General features: G+C 62.3%; 16 protein-coding genes. 7 read left to right on the top strand and 9 right to left on the bottom strand.

The genetic code is table 11. The features are described from left to right. Positions 1–112 precede the first annotated feature (112 nt). A complete protein-coding gene (locus tag IB262_RS14550; protein ID WP_090294936.1) occupies positions 113–1,930 on the top strand; it encodes an AsmA family protein in 1,818 nt (605 codons plus the stop codon). A 78-nt stretch (positions 1,931–2,008) separates the two neighbouring features. Here the strand turns inward: IB262_RS14550 and IB262_RS14545 are convergent, their stop codons facing one another. From IB262_RS14545 to IB262_RS14530, 4 genes are all read right to left on the bottom strand, one after another. Further along, on the bottom strand, positions 2,009–2,827 hold the full coding sequence (locus IB262_RS14545; protein ID WP_090294938.1) for an ABC transporter permease subunit: 819 nt from the start codon (positions 2,825–2,827) through the stop codon (positions 2,009–2,011). Between the two features lie 3 nt (positions 2,828–2,830). Next, positions 2,831–3,742, bottom strand: coding sequence for an ABC transporter permease subunit (locus tag IB262_RS14540; protein ID WP_034800826.1), 912 nt, complete (start codon positions 3,740–3,742; stop codon positions 2,831–2,833). Positions 3,743–3,746: 4 nt separating this feature from the next. Continuing rightward, on the bottom strand, positions 3,747–4,889 hold the full coding sequence (locus IB262_RS14535) for an ABC transporter ATP-binding protein (RefSeq protein WP_176960278.1): 1,143 nt from the start codon (positions 4,887–4,889) through the stop codon (positions 3,747–3,749). 104 nt (positions 4,890–4,993) lie between these two features. Continuing rightward, a complete protein-coding gene (locus IB262_RS14530) occupies positions 4,994–6,034 on the bottom strand; it encodes a polyamine ABC transporter substrate-binding protein (protein WP_306299847.1) in 1,041 nt (346 codons plus the stop codon). 389 nt (positions 6,035–6,423) lie between these two features. Between IB262_RS14530 and IB262_RS14525 the strand changes: the two genes are divergently transcribed. Continuing rightward, a complete protein-coding gene (locus IB262_RS14525; protein WP_176960279.1) occupies positions 6,424–7,392 on the top strand; it encodes a fatty acid desaturase family protein in 969 nt (322 codons plus the stop codon). On the opposite strand, the gene IB262_RS14520 is transcribed toward IB262_RS14525, so the two are convergent. Further along, positions 7,386–8,795 (bottom strand): XRE family transcriptional regulator, encoded by a 1,410-nt coding sequence (locus tag IB262_RS14520; protein WP_060601926.1) that lies wholly within the window; start codon positions 8,793–8,795, stop codon positions 7,386–7,388. The genes IB262_RS14525 and IB262_RS14520 overlap by 7 nt on opposite strands. Positions 8,796–9,023: 228 nt before the next feature. On the opposite strand from IB262_RS14520, the gene aceA reads away from it, so the two are divergent. From aceA to IB262_RS14505, 3 genes are all read left to right on the top strand, one after another. Continuing rightward, on the top strand, positions 9,024–10,313 hold the full coding sequence (gene aceA, locus IB262_RS14515; RefSeq protein ID WP_192370679.1) for an isocitrate lyase: 1,290 nt from the start codon (positions 9,024–9,026) through the stop codon (positions 10,311–10,313). Between the two features lie 120 nt (positions 10,314–10,433). Beyond that, positions 10,434–10,673: a hypothetical protein gene (locus IB262_RS14510; protein ID WP_034800815.1), complete on the top strand. Its 240-nt coding sequence runs from the start codon at positions 10,434–10,436 to the stop codon at positions 10,671–10,673. A 269-nt stretch (positions 10,674–10,942) separates the two neighbouring features. Further along, entirely contained in the window at positions 10,943–12,052 is a 1,110-nt protein-coding gene (locus IB262_RS14505) for a helix-turn-helix transcriptional regulator (protein ID WP_060516497.1), read from the top strand. A 64-nt stretch (positions 12,053–12,116) separates the two neighbouring features. Here IB262_RS14505 and IB262_RS14500 read toward each other — a convergent pair whose 3' ends face one another. Further along, positions 12,117–12,998, bottom strand: coding sequence for a LysR family transcriptional regulator (locus IB262_RS14500; RefSeq protein WP_060583999.1), 882 nt, complete (start codon positions 12,996–12,998; stop codon positions 12,117–12,119). 89 nt (positions 12,999–13,087) lie between these two features. On the opposite strand from IB262_RS14500, the gene IB262_RS14495 reads away from it, so the two are divergent. Continuing rightward, positions 13,088–13,291, top strand: coding sequence for a hypothetical protein (locus IB262_RS14495; protein WP_090294944.1), 204 nt, complete (start codon positions 13,088–13,090; stop codon positions 13,289–13,291). 90 nt (positions 13,292–13,381) lie between these two features. Here IB262_RS14495 and IB262_RS14490 read toward each other — a convergent pair whose 3' ends face one another. From IB262_RS14490 to IB262_RS14480, 3 genes are all read right to left on the bottom strand, one after another. After that, positions 13,382–15,907 (bottom strand): methyl-accepting chemotaxis protein, encoded by a 2,526-nt coding sequence (locus IB262_RS14490; RefSeq protein ID WP_034800805.1) that lies wholly within the window; start codon positions 15,905–15,907, stop codon positions 13,382–13,384. 354 nt (positions 15,908–16,261) lie between these two features. After that, positions 16,262–16,408 carry a hypothetical protein gene (locus IB262_RS14485; protein WP_089044690.1) on the bottom strand — a complete coding sequence of 49 codons (147 nt, stop codon included), beginning with the start codon at positions 16,406–16,408 and terminating at the stop codon, positions 16,262–16,264. A gap of 234 nt (positions 16,409–16,642) precedes the next feature. Further along, the gene (locus IB262_RS14480) at positions 16,643–17,827 is read right to left on the bottom strand and encodes an NAD(P)/FAD-dependent oxidoreductase (RefSeq protein WP_090294945.1); all 1,185 of its coding nucleotides are present in this window, start codon (positions 17,825–17,827) and stop codon (positions 16,643–16,645) included. Between the two features lie 123 nt (positions 17,828–17,950). Between IB262_RS14480 and IB262_RS14475 the strand changes: the two genes are divergently transcribed. Further along, positions 17,951–19,387 carry a glutamine synthetase family protein gene (locus IB262_RS14475; RefSeq protein ID WP_034800800.1) on the top strand — a complete coding sequence of 479 codons (1,437 nt, stop codon included), beginning with the start codon at positions 17,951–17,953 and terminating at the stop codon, positions 19,385–19,387. The last annotated feature ends 3 nt before the right edge of the window (positions 19,388–19,390 follow it).

Below are 19,390 nucleotides of genomic sequence, written 5' to 3'. Positions count from 1 at the left end.
GTCATCGCGTGGACGACATTTACCTGTCTGTTGCCTGTCCGTCGCATTTGATTTCTGAGGACCGAAGGCCTATCCAAGCTCACGTGACCCAAGCGACGGCGACCAGGCGGACATGAGACGTAAATTTCTGCATATGATGCGCGACGTACGCCTGTTGTCGCAGCTGCGGCGCCGCCATTTCCTGTGGCCGGCCGCGATCGGCGTCGGGCTTGCAGCCGGCTACAACGCCGTCCTGCCTCTGGTGATTTCGACGACGAACGTGCGTCCGACCGTGGAGCATATGCTGGACGCCTGGTCCGGCGGAAAGAGCCGAATATCGGGCAATCCCGAGATCAGCTTCTGGCCGGAACCGACTTTGACGCTCCGCTCGGCGACGATCGAAACTACGGATGGATCGTCCCGCAAGCTCGCGCATATCGGCAGCATTACCGCGACGTTCAGCCTGTTTTCAGCGATCGACGGCACACCGGCGCTGGACGATATCCGGCTGATCGAGCCCGTCGTCACGCTCGAGCGGCACACGGACGGCACACTCAACTGGCAGCGGCCGCACTGGCTGAGTACCCCGGACACACAGGCTGCCGAGAAGGATACGCCGTTCGGCGATGTCACCGTCGAAAACGGCCGCCTGCAGATCATCGACCTCGTCACCAACCAGACCCGGGAATTTTCCGGCATATCCGGAACCGTCTCCTGGCCTTCGTTCACCAAGCAGCTCAGCGCCCGGCTTTCGGGAAGCCTTGGCGGACAGACGGTCGCCTGGACGCTCGAATGCAACGAACCGCTGATGCTGCTGACCGGCCACGATGCGGCGCTCAAGACGTCGCTATCCTCGGCGGCGCTCAGTCTCTCGTTCGAAGGCAACGGCAATCTCTCCCCTGCACCGACTGCCGCGGGACGGCTGCAGGTTTCGACGGCCTCGCTGCAGGCCCTTGCCGCCTGGTACAAAGGCAAGGCGGCGGGCGCATTGCCGGACAGCGGCTTCAGCCTCAGCGCCAACGTCACCAGCGGTAAGGCCTCGCTGAAGCTCGACGAGCTTCAACTGACGCTCGGCGGTGCCAACGCGACCGGCATCCTCGACATCTCCACGCCGATCGACGATATCCACCGCGTCGAAGGCACGCTCGCCTTCGACCGCATCGATCTCAATGGGCTGCAGCCGTTCATCGACCCGCTGGAGCCGGACGAACTCACACAACAACTCGGCGACGCGTTCGCGCGCAGCTGGCGTGCCGATGTGCGGCTGTCGGCGCAGGAGGCACTGGTAGGCCCGCTACGGCTCGAAGATCTCGCCGCCGGCGTCATCATCGATCACGGGCGCGCCTCCATCGACGTCGCCGACAGCACCTATGCCAACGGCCGGCTCAGCGGGCGGCTCGCCGCTTCGGAAGAGGGGCTGGCCGGCGGTGGCCGTCTGGAACTGGTGCTGAAGAATGCCGACCTTGCTGCCGCCCTTGCTGACTTCGGTTTCACCGGCCCGGTTCCGACCGGCCGGGGCAATGTCAATCTGGACCTTACGACGGAACACCCGTTCTGGCGCGCGCAGGTGGCCGAGGCTTCCGGCCGCATCAGGCTTTCGCTCGCCAACGGCAACCTCACCGGCTTCGATGCAAATGCCTTTGCGAACCTTGTCCGGGCCGGCGAATTCTTTTCGCTGGCGCAGGCGAGCGATGGCAACTTCGCCTTCCAGACGGCGGATATCGAAGCCAGCTTCGGGGAAGGGTCGGCGCGGCTGAACCGAGCGCTCTTTGCCGGCCAGACCGGCAATCTCTCGGTCAACGGCGTCATTCCCTACCGCAGCGGCAGCCTGGCGCTCGCAGGCACCTACACCGACACATTGAATGCCGGGCAAAGGCTGCGTTTCTTCGTCGGCGGTTCCTGGCCGAATGCAGTGATCTCCCCCCTGTCGGTTCTTGGCGAACCCAACTGAAAACGGCCGGCGTCAGAGACACCAGCCGTCGGTTCGTGGCGGACAAGCCGCGTCACGCTAGTCTCGAATTCGCACCGTTCAGGACTGGGCGAAGGCCGCCCGCTCGTCCCGTTCGCGCTGCGCCTCGCGCTGCTTGGTGACGATCGAGGCAACGACCACCCCGATGGCGACGACACCGATGAGGATGGTGCAGATCGCGTTGATTTCCGGCGTCACGCCCAGCCGCACCTGACTGTAGATCTTCATCGGCAGCGTCGTGGCGCCCGGTCCCGTGGTGAAACTCGAGATCACCAGATCGTCCAGCGACAGCGTGAAGGCGAGAACCCAGCCGGAAAACACCGCGGGCGCGATGACCGGAAGGGTGATCGAGAAGAAGGTCGTGACCGGCGTGGCGCCGAGATCGAGGGCTGCCTCTTCGATCGACCGGTCGAAGCTGAGCAACCGCGACTGCACCACCACGGCAACGAAGCACATGGTGAAGGTGATGTGCGCCAGCGTGATCGTCCAGAAGCCGCGGTCGAGACCGATGGCAACGAACAACAACAGCAGCGACAGGCCGGTGATCACCTCGGGCATGACGAGCGGTGCATAAACCATGCCGGAAAACAGCATGCGGCCACGGAAGCGCGTGTAGCGGACGAGCGCCAAAGCCGCGAGCGTACCGAGCACGGTGGCGAAGGTCGCCGAGATCAGCGCGACGCGAATCGTCACCCAGGCAGCATCGAGCAGCGCCTGGTTATGCAAGAGCTGCGTGTACCACTTGGTCGAAAAGCCCGCCCAGACGGTGACGAGCTTCGATTCGTTGAAGGAGAAGATCACCAGAAGCACGATCGGCAGGTAGAGAAAGCCGAAGCCGAGCACGATCGAGGCGATGTTGAAGCGTGACCAGTTGCCCATGTCCTACCTCCCCTCGCTGTCGGCTTTGGCCTGGGCGTTCTGGAAGTAGACGATCGGCAACACCAGGATCAAAAGCAGGATCGTCGCCACGGCCGAAGAGACCGGCCAGTCGCGGTTGGCGTTGAACTCGTTCCAGAGCGTCTTGCCGATCATCAGTGTTTCCGAACCGCCAAGCAGGTCGGGGATAACGAATTCGCCGACGGCTGGGATGAAGACCAGCAGGCAGCCGGCGACGACGCCCGCCAGCGACAGCGGGAATGTCACGCGCCAGAAGGCGGTAAACGGCGTGCAGCCGAGGTCGAGCGCGGCCTCCGTCAGGGTGTGATCCATCTTCTCAAGCGACGAATAGATCGGCAGCACCATGAAGGGCAGATAGGAATAGACGATGCCGATATAGATCGCCCAATTGGTGTTGAGGATGATCAGCGGCTGGTCGATGACGTTGATGCTCATCAGGAACTGGTTGAGCAGCCCCTCGGGTTTGAGGATCGCGATCCAGGCGTAGACGCGGATCAGGAAGCTCGTCCAGAAGGGCAGGATCACCAGCATCAGCAGCGTCGGGCGAATGGTCTTCGGCGCTTTCGCCATACCGTAGGCAACCGGATAGGCGATCAGCAGCGTCAGCACGGTCGAGACGCCCGCGATGATGACGCTCGACACATAGGCGTTGAAGTAGAGGACGTCTTCCGTCAGCCAGACGTAGTTGTCAAAGGAGAATTCCCGCGCCTTTTCAAGGATGCCGGACAGGCCGCCGAAGAGATCGAAGACCGGCGTATAGGGTGGCATGGCCACCGCCGTCTGCGACAGCGAGATGCGGAAGACGATGAAGAAGGGGATCAGGAAGAAGAACAGCAGCCAGGCATAGGGGATGATGATGACGAGGCGGCTGAAGAGGGCGGATGCGACACGGGTCATGGCCTCAATCCTTCAGAACGACGCCGGCGTCTTCGCCGAAGGAAACCCAGACCTCCTGGTCGTAGCCGAGCGGATCCTCGACCGCGCGCACCGCGTTGAGCGACGAGGCCTTGATCACGCGTCCGTCCTTCAGGCGCACGTGGAAGACGGTCATGTCACCGAGATAACCGATGTCCCAGATTTCGCCCTGAACGGTGTTGACGGGCGCGTGCGCCGGCGGCTGGCGGCTGACGCGGATCTTTTCCGGGCGGACGGCGACGGCGGACTTGCCGCCGGCAGCCGGCGTCTCGGGCGATGCCATGCGGATCGGGAAACCGTTGGTGCCCTCAAGGCGCACATAGCCGCCCTCGGCGCCGGAAACAGCGCCCTCGAAAATGTTGACGTCGCCGATGAAGTCCGCGACGAAACGGGAGTTCGGCGCCTCGTAGATTTCGGCAGGCGTCGCCACCTGAATGACCTTGCCGTGGCTCATCACCGCGATGCGGTCGGCCATGGTCATTGCCTCTTCCTGGTCGTGGGTGACGACGACGAAGGTGAGACCGAGTTCCTGCTGCAGATCCATCAGTTCGAATTGGGTCTCCTCGCGCAGCTTCTTATCGAGCGCGCCGAGCGGTTCGTCGAGGAGCAGCACCTTCGGCCGCTTGGCAAGTGAGCGGGCAAGCGCGACACGCTGGCGCTGACCGCCCGAAAGCTGGTGCGGCTTGCGCTGGGAGAACTTTTCGAGCTTCACCAGCTTCAACATCTGGGCGACGCGCTCGGCAATATCCGCCTTCGGCATGCCATCCTGCTTCAGGCCGAAGGCGATGTTCCTCTCCACGTTCATATGCGGGAAGAGCGCGTAGGACTGGAACATCATGTTGACCGGACGCCTGTAGGGCGGAATCCCGGCCAGGCTCTGTCCGTCGAGAATGATCTCGCCCGACGTCGGCTGTTCGAAGCCGGCGAGCATGCGCAGAAGCGTCGACTTTCCGCAGCCGGACGCACCGAGCAGCGCAAAGAACTCGCGCGTATAAATATCCAGCGAAAGGTCGTCGACGGCGGTGAAATCGCCGAACCGCTTGGTCACGTTCTTAAAGGAAATGAATGGCTTGGAAGCGGGATCCGCCCAAGGGGCAAAGGACCGCCGGATACTGCCGAGAGACTTCATCATCTATCCCCGAATGATACAGCCGATGGGCACTCTCGTTTTCCCCGGTGCCCCCTTAAGAAAATTGCCCGGATTTTGAGGTCCGGGCAATTCGTTTTCCGCTCTTACTGGCCGGTTACGACCTTTGTCCAGAGTCGGGTCAATACCCTCTGCTCTTTCGCCTCGAAGGGCGTCACCGTGAACAGTTTCTGCATCACCTCTTCCGTCGGGTAGATGGCGGTATCTTCCATGACGGCCTTGTCGAGGAACTGCTGCGAGGCCTTGTTGCCGTTGGCGTAGAAGACATAGTTCGATGCCTTGGCGACGACCTCGGGCTTCATCATGTAATTGAGGAAGGCGTGCGCCTCCTCGACGTGCGGTGCATCAGCCGGGATCGCAAGCATATCGAACCACATCTGCGCGCCCTGGGACGGGATCGCGTAGTCGACGGTCACACCAGCCTTGGCTTCGGCCGCACGGTCGCGGGCCTGGAAGACGTCGCCGGAAAAGCCGATTGCAAGGCAGATGTCGCCGTTGGCGAGCGCGTTGATGTATTCCGAGGAATGGAACTTGCGCACATTGGGGCGGATGCTCGCCAGCAGCTCAGCCGCCTTTTCGAGATCGGCCGCCTCGTGGCTATCCGGGTTGAGGCCGAGATAGGCGAGCGCCGAAGGCATCACGTCGGTCGGGGAATCGAGGATGTGGATGCCGCAATCCTTGAACTTCGCCGCCAGTTCCGGCTTGAAGATGACGTCCCAGTTGGGCTTCTCGTCCGTGCCGAGGATCGCCTTCATCTTGTCGACATTGTAGCCGATGCCGGTGGTGCCCCACATGTAGTCGATGGCATAGTCGTTGCCCGGATCGTACTTGGCCGTACGCTCCATGATCACGTCCCACATATTGGAAAGGTTCGGCAGCTTCGACTTGTCGAGCTTCTGGAACACGCCCGCGGCGATCTGCCTCTGCAGGAAGGTTGCCGTCGGCACCACCACGTCGTAGCCGGAGCCACCTGCAAGCAGCTTCGTCTCCAGGATCTCGTTGGAATCGAAGACGTCGTAGACGACCTTGATGCCGGTCTCCTTGGTGAAATCTTCCAGAATGCTGCTGTCGATATAGTCCGACCAGTTGTAGACGTTGACCACGCGCTCCTGCGCCGAGGCCAGCATGGTCGAGCCGGCCAGAACGGCTGCCGCCAGGGTTGTGACGATGAGCTTGGACATACAACTCCCCTCTTGGTTTTTTCGTATCGGGCCCGGCACGCCGGGACACCGTCCAATCCGCTTCGTTCAGGCCGGAGGTTAGGCATCTTTCTCGATAACCTCAAGCGCTTTCGTGCCGATAAGAAGCGCCGCCCTGTGGGCTCATCAGTTTCACAAGTCGAAGAAAAACGGGCACTTATGGCGCCTTGCTTTCAGCCTGTCGCCTTCGACCCGGCCGCGGCGGCACCGTTAACCATAGCTTTGCCGCCTCTGTACGGACCGCCATTTACGATTGATTAACCATGATCGCCATGCGATTTTCCCGACAGTTGCGGTTCAGGATCTCAGGTGTCGTCATGGGTGAGCAGATCGTCGGCGGGAAAAGCCGCAGGATCGATCCGAAGCAGTTGAAGCGCCTGTCGGTGCTCGAGCCGCAAAAGGCCCTTGCGGCAATCGCATTCGACTGGGCGATGATCGCAGCAGCCATCGCCGTCAGCGAGTATTTCGGCAATGTCTTCGTCTACCTGATTGCCGTGGTGCTGATCGCCGGACGCATGCATGCGCTCGGCTGCATGATCCACGAGGCGGCGCACTATCGCATCATCCGCAACCGGAAACTCAGCGACTGGATGAGCGACCTGCTGCTCGCATGGCCGGTGCTGGCCACGGTCGATGGCTACCGCCAAAACCATCTCGCCCACCATCAGTACGCCAATAGCGACGAGGATCCGGACTGGACAGCGAAGCTCGGCATGCCGCAATTCACCTTTCCGCAAAAGGTTGCGCGCGGCGTCACGCAATTGCTCGGTTACCTCGTCGCGGTCAATTCGCTGCGCGACATGCTGCATATGGCCAAACGCATGGGCAAGAACGACCGTTCAACGCTGCAGTACAAGCTGCTGCGCGTCGGCTTCTACGTCGCAGCCGCCGCGATCTTCACGCTCTTCGGCATCTGGCGGGAAGTGGCGCTCTACTGGGTGGTGCCGTTCCTCACCTTCTTCTGCCTGTTCCTTTATATACGCAGCGTCGCCGAGCATTTCGGCAGCATGGACTATAGCGACGAACTGACGAGCTCACGCACCGTCTATCCGCACGCCTGGGAGAAGCTGTTCTTCGCGCCCCACAACATCAACTACCACCTGGAGCACCATCTGTATCCCGGTGTGCCGTTCTACAATCTACCGGAGCTGCACGCGGTCCTGATGCGCAACAAGGCCTATGCGGACACGGCCCATATCACCCGCGGCTATACTACCGGGCTACCGGCGGAATGCTTTGCCGCGAATGCGCCGCTTCTGCCCAACCAGCACCCCGTCAGCTACTGAAAATCGAAAACGCTGAGCCCGGTCGCCATCTCATCAAGTCCGAGCGGCCGGGTAACGGGCGGCTCGGCACGCGCCAGGCAGCCCTGGCGCTCGCAGAGCCGACAGCCGGCACCGATTTCGACCGCCGGCAGCAGCACCGAACCGTAGACGGTCTCGTCGGCAAACGAAGCTTCGCAGCCTAGAAGCAGGGCTGTGCGCCGGACGCGCTCGTGGAACGCCGCCTGCGGACCCTCCAGCGTGCGTGCGATGGTCAAGAACGCAGCGCCGTCGGGCATCTCGACACGATCGACCAGAAGCTGGCCCGGCACTGAGAAGGCGGCATGGATGTTGAGCTTGGGACAGCCACCGCCGAACTTTGCCTGAGGGAAGCCCGATGCGCCCGCCCTCCGCAAGCGGTGGCCGGCATTGTCGATCTCCATCAGGAAGAATGGCAGCCCTTGGGCGCCCGGCCGTTGCAGCATGGTCAGCCGGTTGGCCGCCTGTTCGAAGGAGACCTGGAAACGGGCGCGCAGGACATCGATGTCGTACTTCGCCCGTTGTGCGGCGGCTAGGAACGCAGCATAGGGCATCATCAGCGCATGCGCGCCATAGCGCGCCAGCTCGAAGCGAGCGATACGGCGTGCCTCCGCGGTCGAAAGCCGTAACGCCCCAAGCTCGGCCGTGATCGCCTCGTGGCAGGCAATCGACACGGCCTCCATCGCGATCTCGCGCAACTGGTCGTAGGGCGACAGCCGCTCGGAAACGAAGAGACGCATGGAGTGCCTGTCGAAGCGACGGCGCAGGTTCGGCATGGCATGGACCGGCAGGCTGCGCACGACGAGGCCATGCTCCTTCTTCAGCCAGGCCTTGAGCGCGCCGATGAGATCATCACCCGGCGAGAGCGCCTCGTGGAAGGCTTCCGCCGCCGCCTCGATGCCGGCAAAATAATTCGGCCGCCCCTCGAAGGTCTCGCGTACCTCGTCCATCGGCAACCGTGTGCCCGAAAGCGCCTCCATGTGCCCCTGCCCCGCCAGGAGGTCAGCCAAGTCCTTGAGGCGCGCTGCCTGCTCGCGATAGGCGCGATAGAGCTTGACGACGCCGCCGGCAGCATTGGGGGCCGCTTCCGCCACCTCGATCAGCTCCTGCTCTCCCGGCAGCTCGGCCGACAGCAGCGGATCGGCGAAAACCTCGCGCAATTGCGTGAGGCTGCCGCCGGTTTCGCCCTGCAACTCGTCGAGGTCGACCTTGTAGACCGAGGCAAGCTTCAAAAGCAGCTGCACCGTCAGCGGCCGCTGGTTGCGCTCGATCAGATTGAGATAGGACGGCGAGATACCGAGGGCCTCGGCCATGGCCGTCTGCGTCAGCGACAGGCCGTTACGAATGCGCCTGACCCGCGGGCCGGCAAAGATCTTGTTCTCGGCCATTTGTAACTACCTTTACAATCCGCTCAACGCAGGGCGCTTTACATTTTTTACAAATTTACTTCGCCGCCCTGTCAAAGGCAAGACAAGATAACCCTTTTGATCTCTGCAAACCACCGTTTCCAATAGCCGAATACTGCAGCGCAATGTAAAAACTGTCACATGAACTCGAAACACAAGTCGCCATACGACAAAAGTCGAATGGGTGTTTGATTTTGACAGGAGGAAGTAATGACTGATTTTTACAAGCTCGTTCCCAGCGCACCGCAAGGCCGCTTTGATGGCGTCGATCGCCCCTATACCGCAGAGACCGTGAAGCGGCTGCGCGGGTCGGTCGAGATCCGCTATTCGCTGGCCGAAATGGGCGCGAACCGCTTGTGGAAACTCATTCACGAAGACGACTTCGTCAACGCGCTCGGCGCACTTTCGGGCAACCAGGCCATGCAGATGGTGCGCGCCGGCCTGAAGGCGATCTACCTCTCCGGCTGGCAGGTCGCAGCCGATGCCAACACCGCTTCGGCCATGTATCCGGACCAGTCGCTTTATCCGGCCAATGCCGCGCCTGAGCTTGCCAAGCGCATCAATCGCACGCTGCAGCGCGCCGACCAGATCGAGACCTCAGAAGGCAAGGGCCTTTCGGTTGACACCTGGTTCGCACCGATCGTCGCCGATGCCGAAGCCGGTTTCGGCGGCCCGCTCAACGCCTTCGAGATCATGAAGGCCTTCATCGAGGCGGGCGCTGCCGGCGTCCACTACGAGGACCAGCTTGCTTCGGAAAAGAAGTGCGGCCATCTCGGCGGCAAGGTGCTGATCCCGACGGCAGCCCATATCCGCAACCTGAACGCGGCACGGCTTGCCGCCGACGTCATGGGCACGCCGACGCTGGTCATCGCCCGCACCGATGCGGAAGCGGCAAAGTTGCTCACCTCCGACATCGACGAGCGCGATCGCCCCTTCGTCGACTACGATGCCGGCCGCACGGTCGAAGGCTTCTACCAGGTGAAGAACGGGCTTGAGCCCTGCATTGCCCGCGCCATCGCCTATGCGCCGCATTGCGACCTGATCTGGTGTGAGACCTCCAAGCCGGACCTGGAACAGGCCCGCAAGTTCGCAGAGGGCGTGCACAAGGCGCATCCGGGCAAACTGCTCGCCTACAATTGCTCGCCGTCGTTCAACTGGAAAAAGAACCTCGACGACGCGACGATCGCCAAGTTCCAGCGAGAGCTGGGCGCAATGGGCTACAAGTTCCAGTTCATCACGCTTGCCGGCTTCCACCAGCTGAACTTCGGCATGTTCGAACTGGCGCGCGGCTACAAGGCACGGCAGATGGCCGCCTATTCGGAGCTGCAGGAGGCGGAATTCGCCGCCGAGGTCAACGGCTACACCGCGACCAAGCATCAACGCGAAGTCGGCACCGGCTACTTCGACGCCGTCTCGATGGCGATCACCGCCGGCCAGTCCTCGACAACAGCCATGAAGGAATCGACCGAGCACGATCAGTTCCGCCCGGCCGCAGAGTGAAAGCCCGGCGGGAGCGTGGCAATCCCTGCCCGCTGCGCTCCTGCCGACCCCTCGCAAGTGAAATGGATGCGGGCGGAAAACCGCAAGCACCTCCAGCCTCGAACCTCAAGGAGAAGTCCAATGACAGTCCAGACACGCGTCAAGGAACGGGCCGAGGAACAGTCTTCGGCGATGACCCCGGACCAGCAGGCGGCAATCCGCATGGTCGCCAACGACCTGCACCGCCTCAACCAGTCCGTCATGAAGGCCGTCGATGCCGGCGTTTCGGTCGAGCTCGTGCGCTCCGCCCGCCACCACGGCGGCGAAGGCAACTGGGGCGACCTGCTGATCCCGGTTATCGTCACCCAGGGCCGGCCATGATGCTCGCCACAACGCTGTTCGCGGCGATCCTGCTGTCGCCGCTAGTGCTCCGCCGCACAGCTGTGGCCGCGAGCGTGAAAGCAACCAAAAGTTGATTTCACCGAAACCGGTTGAAAGTGGGAGAAATTGGAATAGCCGGCTCTTTGCCGGCTATTCTGCGTTGTCAGGATGGCAGCGCACGCAACGAATGCTTGTCACCGCTATTTCAGGTTGATCGAACCCGTGATGCCTGACTATATTAGGCATACCTGTCTTAGGCAAAGGCACGCATGTATCGCTCGACGAAGCCTGCAGATACCGCCGAACTGACGGAGCTGATCTACGGCGCCGCCTTTGGCGATTGCGGCTGGCAGGATTTTCTCGACCGGCTGACGACGACCATGCCCGATGGATGCTCTGCGCTCCACTATCATGACCTCACAGCGCCAGCGTCGTGCGTGCCCTATGTCTCCGGCTTTACCTCTGATGCCATCGACCAGTTCAACGATCACTTCGCGGCGATCAATCCCTGGATACCGAAATCGGTTCTCGTGCCGGTGGGCCGCGGTCTCTCCGGCGAGCATATCGTCTCGCGCTCGGAGCTGATGAAATCGGAATTCTACAATGACTGGCTGAAGCGCCAGACCGGCAGCGAGACCACCGTCGGCGTGACCATCGTGCGCAGCCCGACGCGGACCCTGCTCGTGTCGACCTGCACCTCGTCGACGAACGCGGAACTCAACCAGCAGGCGGCCGATCAATACACGCTTCTCGCGCCTCACCTGAAGCGCGCCTTCGACTTCCTGCGGCGGCGCGACCTGATGATGGCCGAGCAGCATGAGGGCCGGACCCTGCTCGATACGATCGGCGTCGGCGTGATTTATGTGGGCGGCAATCTGCGCATCCGCTCGATGAACCACAATGCCGAGCGAATGGCGGCGAACGGCTCACCGTTCCGGGTCGCGGTCAACGGCCGCCTGTTCATGGACGAACCGGAAACCAATGCGGCGCTCGAGCTTCTGGCCTCGCCGGTCGGCGCACCGGCACAGCCGCAACTGCGTGTCGTCAGGACCGCGGAGCACGGCGCCTTCCGCATTACCTTGGTGCGGCGAAGCGCCAGCATCTTTACCGAACTTCTCGACGGACCGACTGTGGCGGTTCTGGTCGAGCCTGCGACGTCGCTGCTCGGCGATCTCAGGCACGACCATCTGAAGGACAATTATGGTCTGACCCCCGCCGAAATCCGCATCGCCTGCGGTATCGCCGCCGGCCTGACGCTGAAGGAAATGTCGCAGGCCAACGGCGTCAGCTATGAGACGATCCGGACGCAGCTCAAAAGCATCTACGCCAAGACCCGGGTCAACTCGCAGGCGGCACTCGTCAAGCTGCTGATGCGCTGACCCATATACAGAAAAGACCACGGCGGTAGCGTTCCCAGCAGCAGGGTTCAGTCCTTGCTCCGCCTCAGCTGCGGCGCGGTCGCTTTCCGGCAAAGATGTCCACGTGACTACGCAACAGCCTGGTCATGCGGTCGACAACCGTTCGTATTTCCTTGCGGTGCCGATCCTCATTGTTCATGACGATCCATTGCCGGTGCCGGAGCGCCGGGATCTCCTCGCCGGCGCGCTCCAGCATCGGATCGAGATCGCCGACGAAACAGGGAAGCACCGCACAGCCGGCGCCGGCGCGGGCGAGATCGAGCAGCGAGCGCGGCCGTGTGACCGTGGCGACGATCCGCCCCTCCCAGCCCCCTTTCACCTGCTCGTGCGGCCAGCGCAGATAGGCGGAGATCGCCTCCTCCTCGCCGACGGCCACCCAACGCGCGCTCGCGCCCGACGGCGCGTTCTTTTGACGATAGGCGGCATAGGCGACGTCGCCGACCGGACTCGCCGCCAGATAGGCCTCCTCGGGCTCGAAGGCGCGGATGCCGATATCGGTCTCGCGATAGGCGAGGCTGGCGCGTGTTTCGCCGACCGTGATCGCCAGACTGAAGCCGTCCCTTTCGGTGCAGAGCGCCGGAAAGTTCTCCGCCAGCAGCCAGGCGATCCAGGTACCGACGGTGATGCGGACCGTTACGCCCTCGCCTTCCTGCCGCCAGCTCTCGACCCGGCGCGCCGCCGATTCCATTTCCTGAAGCTGCTCGAACAGCAGTTCACCATCGCCGGTAAGCTGGTAGCCGGTCTGGCTGCGCAGAAACAGCGCGCGGCCCGTGCGCTCCTCGAGTTCCAGCATCCGCCGGCCAACGGTCGCCGGGCTGGAGCCGAGCGCCTGCGCCGCTCCGGTGAGCCCACCAGCGCGCGCCACGCTCATGAAACAGCGATAGATATCCCAATCCATGTCTTTCATCGGTGAAAAACATAGAGCGATATCCGATGTATGTAAAACTAGTTTTGCTGCATAAAAGAAGTGATGCCCATCAACTAAGGAGCATCACTATGGAAATGATGGCAATGGTCTACATCGCCGACATGGCCCTGAAAACGCGCCGCTGGGACGAGGATTTCGATCCGAAACCGCCCGGCCTTCTACGTCGGGCCTTCACAACACTCGCGGCCGCGGTCACCAAGCGACGCAAGAGCAGCCTCTACGCCGATAAAAAAAGCACCGCGAAGCCCTGCGGCCACGCGGTGCAATGTTAGCCCCTGCCCTTGTTATATCGCACGGCACCGGTTGCCGTACTTTCGGCTGGCGGCGTTGCCTGCCGCCAGCGAAACCGTCTACCGCACGCCTCAGGCCGCCCGGTAGTTGTCGTAGTCTTCCGCCGCCGGCTCCAGCCGGAACTGCTCGACCAGCATCATCAGCGTGTCGGCCTGGTTTGAGAGCGCGCGGCTCGTCGCCGTCGCCTCTTCCACCATCGAAGCGTTCTGCTGCGTCATCTGGTCCATCTGGTTGACTGAGCCGTTGACCTCGTTGAGCGCCACGGCCTGGTCGCGGCTGGCAGTCGCGATCATCTCGACGTGCTGGCTGACCGTGACGATCTGGGCGCTGATCGAGGCCAGCACTTCGCCGGTTTCCTTGACCAGGTGCGAGCCGGCATTGACCTCGTTGGTCGACTTGTTGATCAAGCCCTTGATCTCGCGCGCAGCTTCCGCCGAGCGCTGGGCCAGTTCACGCACTTCCTGGGCGACGACGGCAAAGCCCTTTCCGGCTTCACCCGCCCGTGCCGCCTCGATGCCGGCGTTCAGCGCCAGGAGGTTGGTCTGGAAGGCGATGTCGTCGATCACTTCGATGATTTGCTCGATCTGGCGCGAGGCCTCCTCGATGCGTCCCATGGCGGCGATCGCGTTGGTGACGACGGTCGCCGAGCTATCGGCGCTGCGTTTCGTCTGGATCACCGCATGGTTGGCTTCGCCGGCACGCTCGGCCGAGGAACGGACGGTGACGGTGATCTGGTCGACGGCGGCCGCCGTCTCTTCGAGGGAGGCGGCCTGGGCCTCCGTGCGCTTCGACAGCGAGTCTGCCGCATGGTGCATGCTGGAGCCGCTCTCCTGGATCGCCTGCGCATTGGCGCGGATCTGGGCGAGCGTGTCCTGCAGGCGGATCAGCGAACCGTTGAAGTCCTGGCGAAGCTGTTCGAGGCGACCATGGAACGGCACGTCGATCTGGCGCGACAGGTCGCCCTGGGCCAGGCGGCCGAGGCCAGCGGCAAGCTCGCTGACGGCGAGATCGATCTGGCGATCGAGCTCGCGCTTTTCCTGGTCGTTGCGGCTACGCTCGATTTCGGCGCGGCTGCGCTGCTCCTCGCTTTCCGCTTCGATGCGGACCTTGGAGAGCGCGTTCTCCTTGAACACGCCGAGCGCACGAGCCATGTCGCCGATTTCGTCGCGGCGACCGTCGCCATCGATCGTCGTGTCGAGGCGGCCATCGGCGAGACGACGCATCGCCGCGGTGATCTGACCGATCGGCTTCTTCAGCGTCAGCGTCAGCGCGATGCCGGCCAGAAGCGCGATGACGACGCCGGCAACGGTGGCGGCAACCGAGATCTGGTTCGCCTCGTTGCGCTCGGTCCCGGCGGCAACCTTCTGCTGTTCGGCAAATTCGGTGAGATCGGTCCAGATCTGGTTGATCGATTGTCCGGCGGCGTCGAAGTCCGCGGTGCGCTTGACCGTGATTTCGACAAGCGCTGCGGCATCTTTCTTCATCGCGGTCAGGATCGGCATCAGCGTGTCGGCGATCTTGTCGAAGGATGCGCCGTCGCTTGCGACACCGCGAAGCGTCGCCATGTTCTGCTGAACGGCGAGCGACTTGTCGAGCAGCTTCTGGCGATTGCCCTCGTTCGTCTGCCCCATGAAGGTGGCGGCGGAAATCTGGATATCGGTGATCGACGACGACAGCCTGCGGGTAGCGGTCAGAACCGATTCCGTCGTGACGATCTGTTCGTCGAGTTCGGCGAAAATCCGCGTGGCGTCGCGCATCTTGCCGACGGAAGCCGCTTCCAGGCGGAAGCTCGCAGTGCGGAAGCGGTCGACATATTTGGAAATGCCGGCAAGCGTTTCCGGTCCGGCGGGCGCCTTCAGGATCGAGCCGATCTCGCTCGAAGCCGAGGTGATGGTCTCGGTGAGCGACTTCTCGTCCTTCGGCAGCAGGCGGAAGATGTCACGCTCGGTGCGGCCGATCATCGGGAAGCGTTCCTTGACCGCCTTCAGCTTCTCCTCGACGGTGATCGCCTTGCTCACTTCGGTGCCGAACTCGTTGAAGAAGCGGCTTGCGCGCATCAGCTTTTCGGCTTCGCGCAGCATGGTCTTGGCGGCGTTCTCGCTCTTGCGAACGGCGTATTGCAGGCGGTTCGACTCTTCATTGATCTTGGCGCGCTCGATCAGCAAGGCGTCGAGGTTCGAGCTCATTGCCGTGCGCAAGTCCTGCTCGCCAACGTGCAGCGTCCAAAGGCCGCCAATGCGGGCCTCGATGTCGCTGGTCGCCGCGATCGCCGCCTTCAATTCGTCCTGGCCGTTCTGGCCGGCAACCTGTGCAGCGGTATCGGCGAGCACGTCCTTCTGCGCCGAGATCGTCGACTGCACGGCATCACGTGTTTCTTCGGTTGTCGAATGCAGGAAGGCGTTCATGCCCGCATAGACATCCTTGAAGCCGCTCAAGGTCTGCAACACGCTGTTGGAAATCTCCATGCGTCCCTGAAGCAGGCCGGATGCATAGAGGCCGGTGATACCGACGGCACAGATGCTGACGACGAAGGGCAGGATGAAAAACAGCACCTTTGTCTGGATCTTGAAGCGGGCAAGAATTCTATCGATGAACATGGAAAACACCTTGGCTCGCAGCTCGCATTCGCCTCCCCCGACGGCTCACTACGTCTTCGCACTCAACGACAAGGCGTGAATGTGCGAACGATCGAGAGCCACCCGATGCGCAAACAGGCTGATGTTTTTCGAAAAATCATGCGGCGCACACCGCCAGTCCGTCGGCAATCATTGCGGATCCACGGCGCCACTCCTCGGCAACGTGAACCTGACGAAACTCACATCGTCACACTATCTGTTTTGAACGATTAAAATTTGTATAAGCGCGTTCCGCCCGCGACAGAAAATCCGTAGGCGTGCGCGGACGCGTCAAATGCGCCCGAGAGACGGCCGCTCAGGGCCGATCCCCTGAACTCAGAACCAAAGAGCCGGGAGGGCTGCGAGGGCAGCAACGGCAAAGAATGCAATCAAGGCGAGGCGCGTGAGCACGGCCTTCTGCTGACGGCTTTCATCGGTGCGGGCGATCGCGATGGCGCGGGGACGGCGGCGGATTTGGTTCATGGCATCCTGTCCTTGTCACATTGACCGGCAACGTTCGGTCCGGATGACCCACATTGCCTGTCACAGTTATATTGCAGCCATGCCGTGGCGGAAGAAAGTCAAAAAATTAGAAACAGTGTTATTTCCGTTTACGCGACAATCCGATCCACCAACTGCCGGCTGTGCCGACAAGGATAAAGGTTCGGCGAGATACATTAACAATCACTGAAGCTCGATCCGCCAAAAGCGGGGAGATCAGGCGTCCTGGCCGGCCGCAAAGCCCGATGCCCAGGCCCATTGGAAATTGTAGCCGCCGAGCCATCCGGTCACATCGACGCACTCACCGATAAAATAGAGCCCCGGCACCGCCTTGGCCTGCATCGTCTTGGAGTCGAGCCCGTTGGTATCGACGCCGCCAAGCGTAACTTCGGCCGTCCGGTAGCCTTCCGAACCGGCTGGCTTGATGGTCCAGGCCTGGATCGAGGTAGCAAGCTGATTGATGGCCTTATCCGAGAGGTCGGCAAGCTGGCGCCCGGTCAGCTTTGCGCCGTCGGCGAAAAACTGTGCCAGCCGCCGCGGCAGGATATCGCCGAGCGCCGTCTGCACCGCCTGTTTGCCGTGGGTGCGGCGGATTTCTTTCAGGATCGCGGCAATGTCGATGTCGGGCATCAGCCTGAGCACGATCTCCTGCCCTTCGCGCCAATAGGAGGATATCTGCAGGATCGCAGGGCCGCTCAGGCCGCGATGGGTGATCAGCACCGCCTCGCGGAACGCCGTCTTGCCGGACCGCGCTTCCGCATCTGCGGCAACGCCGGCCAGTTCCCCGATCGCTTCGAGCTGCGCCGGGTCGAGCGTCAGCGGCACGAGACCGGGCCGCGTTTCTATGAGCCCGAGACCGAACTGCTCGGCGATCCGGTAGGCAAGCCCGGTCGCCCCCATCTTCGGGATCGACTTGCCGCCGCTGGCAACGACCAGCGACTGCGCATCGATCGGCCCCTCGCCCGTCATCACGCGAAAACCGGCACCATGGCGCTCGACACTCTCGATCGTCGTTTCGAGGCGAAGATCGGCATGCACGTCACGCATTTCGGAAAGCAGCATCTTGATGATGTCTTTCGCCGAATGGTCGCAGAAGAGTTGGCCGAGGGTCTTTTCGTGCCAGGCTATGCCATGCTTTTCGACAAGAGCCAGGAAATCGCGCGGGGTGTAGCGCGCCAGCGCCGACTTGCAAAAATGCGGGTTGGTCGACAGGAAGTTCTTCGGTCCCGCATGGATGTTCGTGAAATTGCAGCGGCCGCCGCCGGAGATGCGGATCTTTTCGCCCGGCGCCTTGGCATGGTCGAGCACGGCCACGCGGCGGCCGCGCTTGCCCGCCTCGATGGCGCACATCATGCCGGCGGCACCGGCGCCAATGATGACCACATCTGTCTTTTCAGCCACGAAACACTCCGCTCGTTTGTCCTTCCATTCCGGGGGCAAAGCAGAAAGTCAATGATCAAGCCCATCTAGCCAATTGCCAATCTGTGGTTATGATGCGCTATCCGAAGCCAAAACCGGTGATTTATGCCCTCCAAGAGAAGTGCTGCCCAACAAACAACGAAAATCAGCAAAACTTCGAAAATACCTCCCGCCCTCCACTCCCTCCGAGGTGTAAAGACCTGGAAGGAAGCCACGGACTGGCTCAAGATCCGCGGCATCGAAGACGTCGAATGCATCACGCCCGATCTTGCCGGCGTTCCGCGCGGCAAGATGATGCCGACCTCGAAGTTCACCTCCAATACCTCGCTGGCGCTGCCGTCCGCCGTCTATCGCCACACGATCTCGGGCGAATATCCAGACGAAACCGGCCAGTTCCGCTACGATTCCCGCGACAGCGACATCAAGCTCGTGCCCGATCTCTCGACCCTTTCGGTCGTGCCCTGGGAGACCGACCCGACGGCGCAGGTGATCTGCGACATCGTCGGCTCGCAGGGCGAACAGATCAGCTACACGCCGCGCAACGTGCTGAAGCGCGTGGTCGATCTCTACAAGCAGAAAGGCTGGAAGCCGGTCGTAGCACCCGAGATCGAATTCTACCTCGTCGCCACCAATGACGATCCGGATTATCCCCTGCATCCACCGAAAGGCCGCTCCGGTCGCTCGATTCTCGGCGGCCAGGGCTATTCGATCGCCGGCATCAACGAATTCGACGAACTGATCGACGACATCTACCACTTCTCGGAGAAGCAGGGTCTCGAGATCGATACGCTGATCCACGAAGAAGGGCCGGCGCAGCTGGAGATCAACCTACGCCATGGCGATCCGATCGAGCTGGCCGACCAGGTGTTCCTGTTCAAGCGCACCATCCGCGAGGCGGCGCTGAAACACGGCATCTACGCCACCTTCATGGCGAAGCCCATGCAGGGCCAGCCGGGCTCGGCGATGCACATTCACCAGTCGGTGGTCGAGATCAACACCGGCCGCAACCTGTTCTCCAACCCGGACGGTTCCGCATCGAAGGAATTCTTCCACTTCATTGGCGGCATGCAGCACTATGTGCCGCGCACGCTTGTGATGATGGCGCCCTATGTGAACTCCTTCCGCCGACTGACGCCCGACATGTCGGCGCCGGTGAACACCGCCTGGGGCTACGACAACCGCACCACCGCCTTCCGCATCCCGGTGTCGGAGCCGGTCGCCCGGCGTATCGAGAACCGGCTGCCGAGTTCAGATGCCAATCCCTATCTGGCGCTCGCGGCCTCGCTTGCCTGCGGTTATCTCGGCATCATCGAACAGCGCGAACCGACGGCGCCGACCGAGGACACGGCCAACGAGGGCGAGATCGACCTGCCCCGCGGCCTGCTCGAAGCCGTGGCCCTGCTGGAATCGGCACCGTCGCTGGCCGAGGTGCTGAGCCCGGAGTTCATCGCCATCTATGCCGGCGTCAAACGCGGCGAGTTCGAGACCTTCATGCAGGTCATCAGTCCCTGGGAACGCGAATTCCTGCTTCTCAACGTCTGACCT

It is taken from the genome of Ensifer sp. ENS02, from assembly GCF_014851885.1.
Lineage (GTDB): Bacteria > Pseudomonadota > Alphaproteobacteria > Rhizobiales > Rhizobiaceae > Ensifer > Ensifer adhaerens.
The sequence above is the reverse complement of the archived record's forward strand: the minus strand, read 5'-3'. Positions and strand labels throughout refer to the sequence as shown.

Excerpts from the sequence above, each read along its gene's own strand:
- IB262_RS14535 (WP_176960278.1), bottom strand. The coding sequence starts at position 4,889 with ATGAAGTCTCTCGGCAGTATCCGGCGGTCCTTTGCCCCTTGGGCGGAT.
- IB262_RS14500 (WP_060583999.1), bottom strand. The coding sequence starts at position 12,998 with ATGAAAGACATGGATTGGGATATCTATCGCTGTTTCATGAGCGTGGCG.
- IB262_RS14475 (WP_034800800.1), top strand. The coding sequence starts at position 17,951 with ATGCCCTCCAAGAGAAGTGCTGCCCAACAAACAACGAAAATCAGCAAA.
- aceA (WP_192370679.1), top strand. The coding sequence starts at position 9,024 with ATGACTGATTTTTACAAGCTCGTTCCCAGCGCACCGCAAGGCCGCTTT.
- IB262_RS14505 (WP_060516497.1), top strand. The coding sequence starts at position 10,943 with ATGTATCGCTCGACGAAGCCTGCAGATACCGCCGAACTGACGGAGCTG.
- IB262_RS14550 (WP_090294936.1), top strand. The coding sequence starts at position 113 with ATGAGACGTAAATTTCTGCATATGATGCGCGACGTACGCCTGTTGTCG.
- IB262_RS14530 (WP_306299847.1), bottom strand. The coding sequence starts at position 6,034 with ATGCTGGCCTCGGCGCAGGAGCGCGTGGTCAACGTCTACAACTGGTCG.
- IB262_RS14495 (WP_090294944.1), top strand. The coding sequence starts at position 13,088 with ATGGAAATGATGGCAATGGTCTACATCGCCGACATGGCCCTGAAAACG.
- IB262_RS14485 (WP_089044690.1), bottom strand. The coding sequence starts at position 16,408 with ATGAACCAAATCCGCCGCCGTCCCCGCGCCATCGCGATCGCCCGCACC.
- IB262_RS14510 (WP_034800815.1), top strand. The coding sequence starts at position 10,434 with ATGACAGTCCAGACACGCGTCAAGGAACGGGCCGAGGAACAGTCTTCG.
- IB262_RS14525 (WP_176960279.1), top strand. The coding sequence starts at position 6,424 with ATGGGTGAGCAGATCGTCGGCGGGAAAAGCCGCAGGATCGATCCGAAG.
- IB262_RS14540 (WP_034800826.1), bottom strand. The coding sequence starts at position 3,742 with ATGACCCGTGTCGCATCCGCCCTCTTCAGCCGCCTCGTCATCATCATC.
- IB262_RS14520 (WP_060601926.1), bottom strand. The coding sequence starts at position 8,795 with ATGGCCGAGAACAAGATCTTTGCCGGCCCGCGGGTCAGGCGCATTCGT.
- IB262_RS14545 (WP_090294938.1), bottom strand. The coding sequence starts at position 2,827 with ATGGGCAACTGGTCACGCTTCAACATCGCCTCGATCGTGCTCGGCTTC.
- IB262_RS14490 (WP_034800805.1), bottom strand. The coding sequence starts at position 15,907 with ATGTTCATCGATAGAATTCTTGCCCGCTTCAAGATCCAGACAAAGGTG.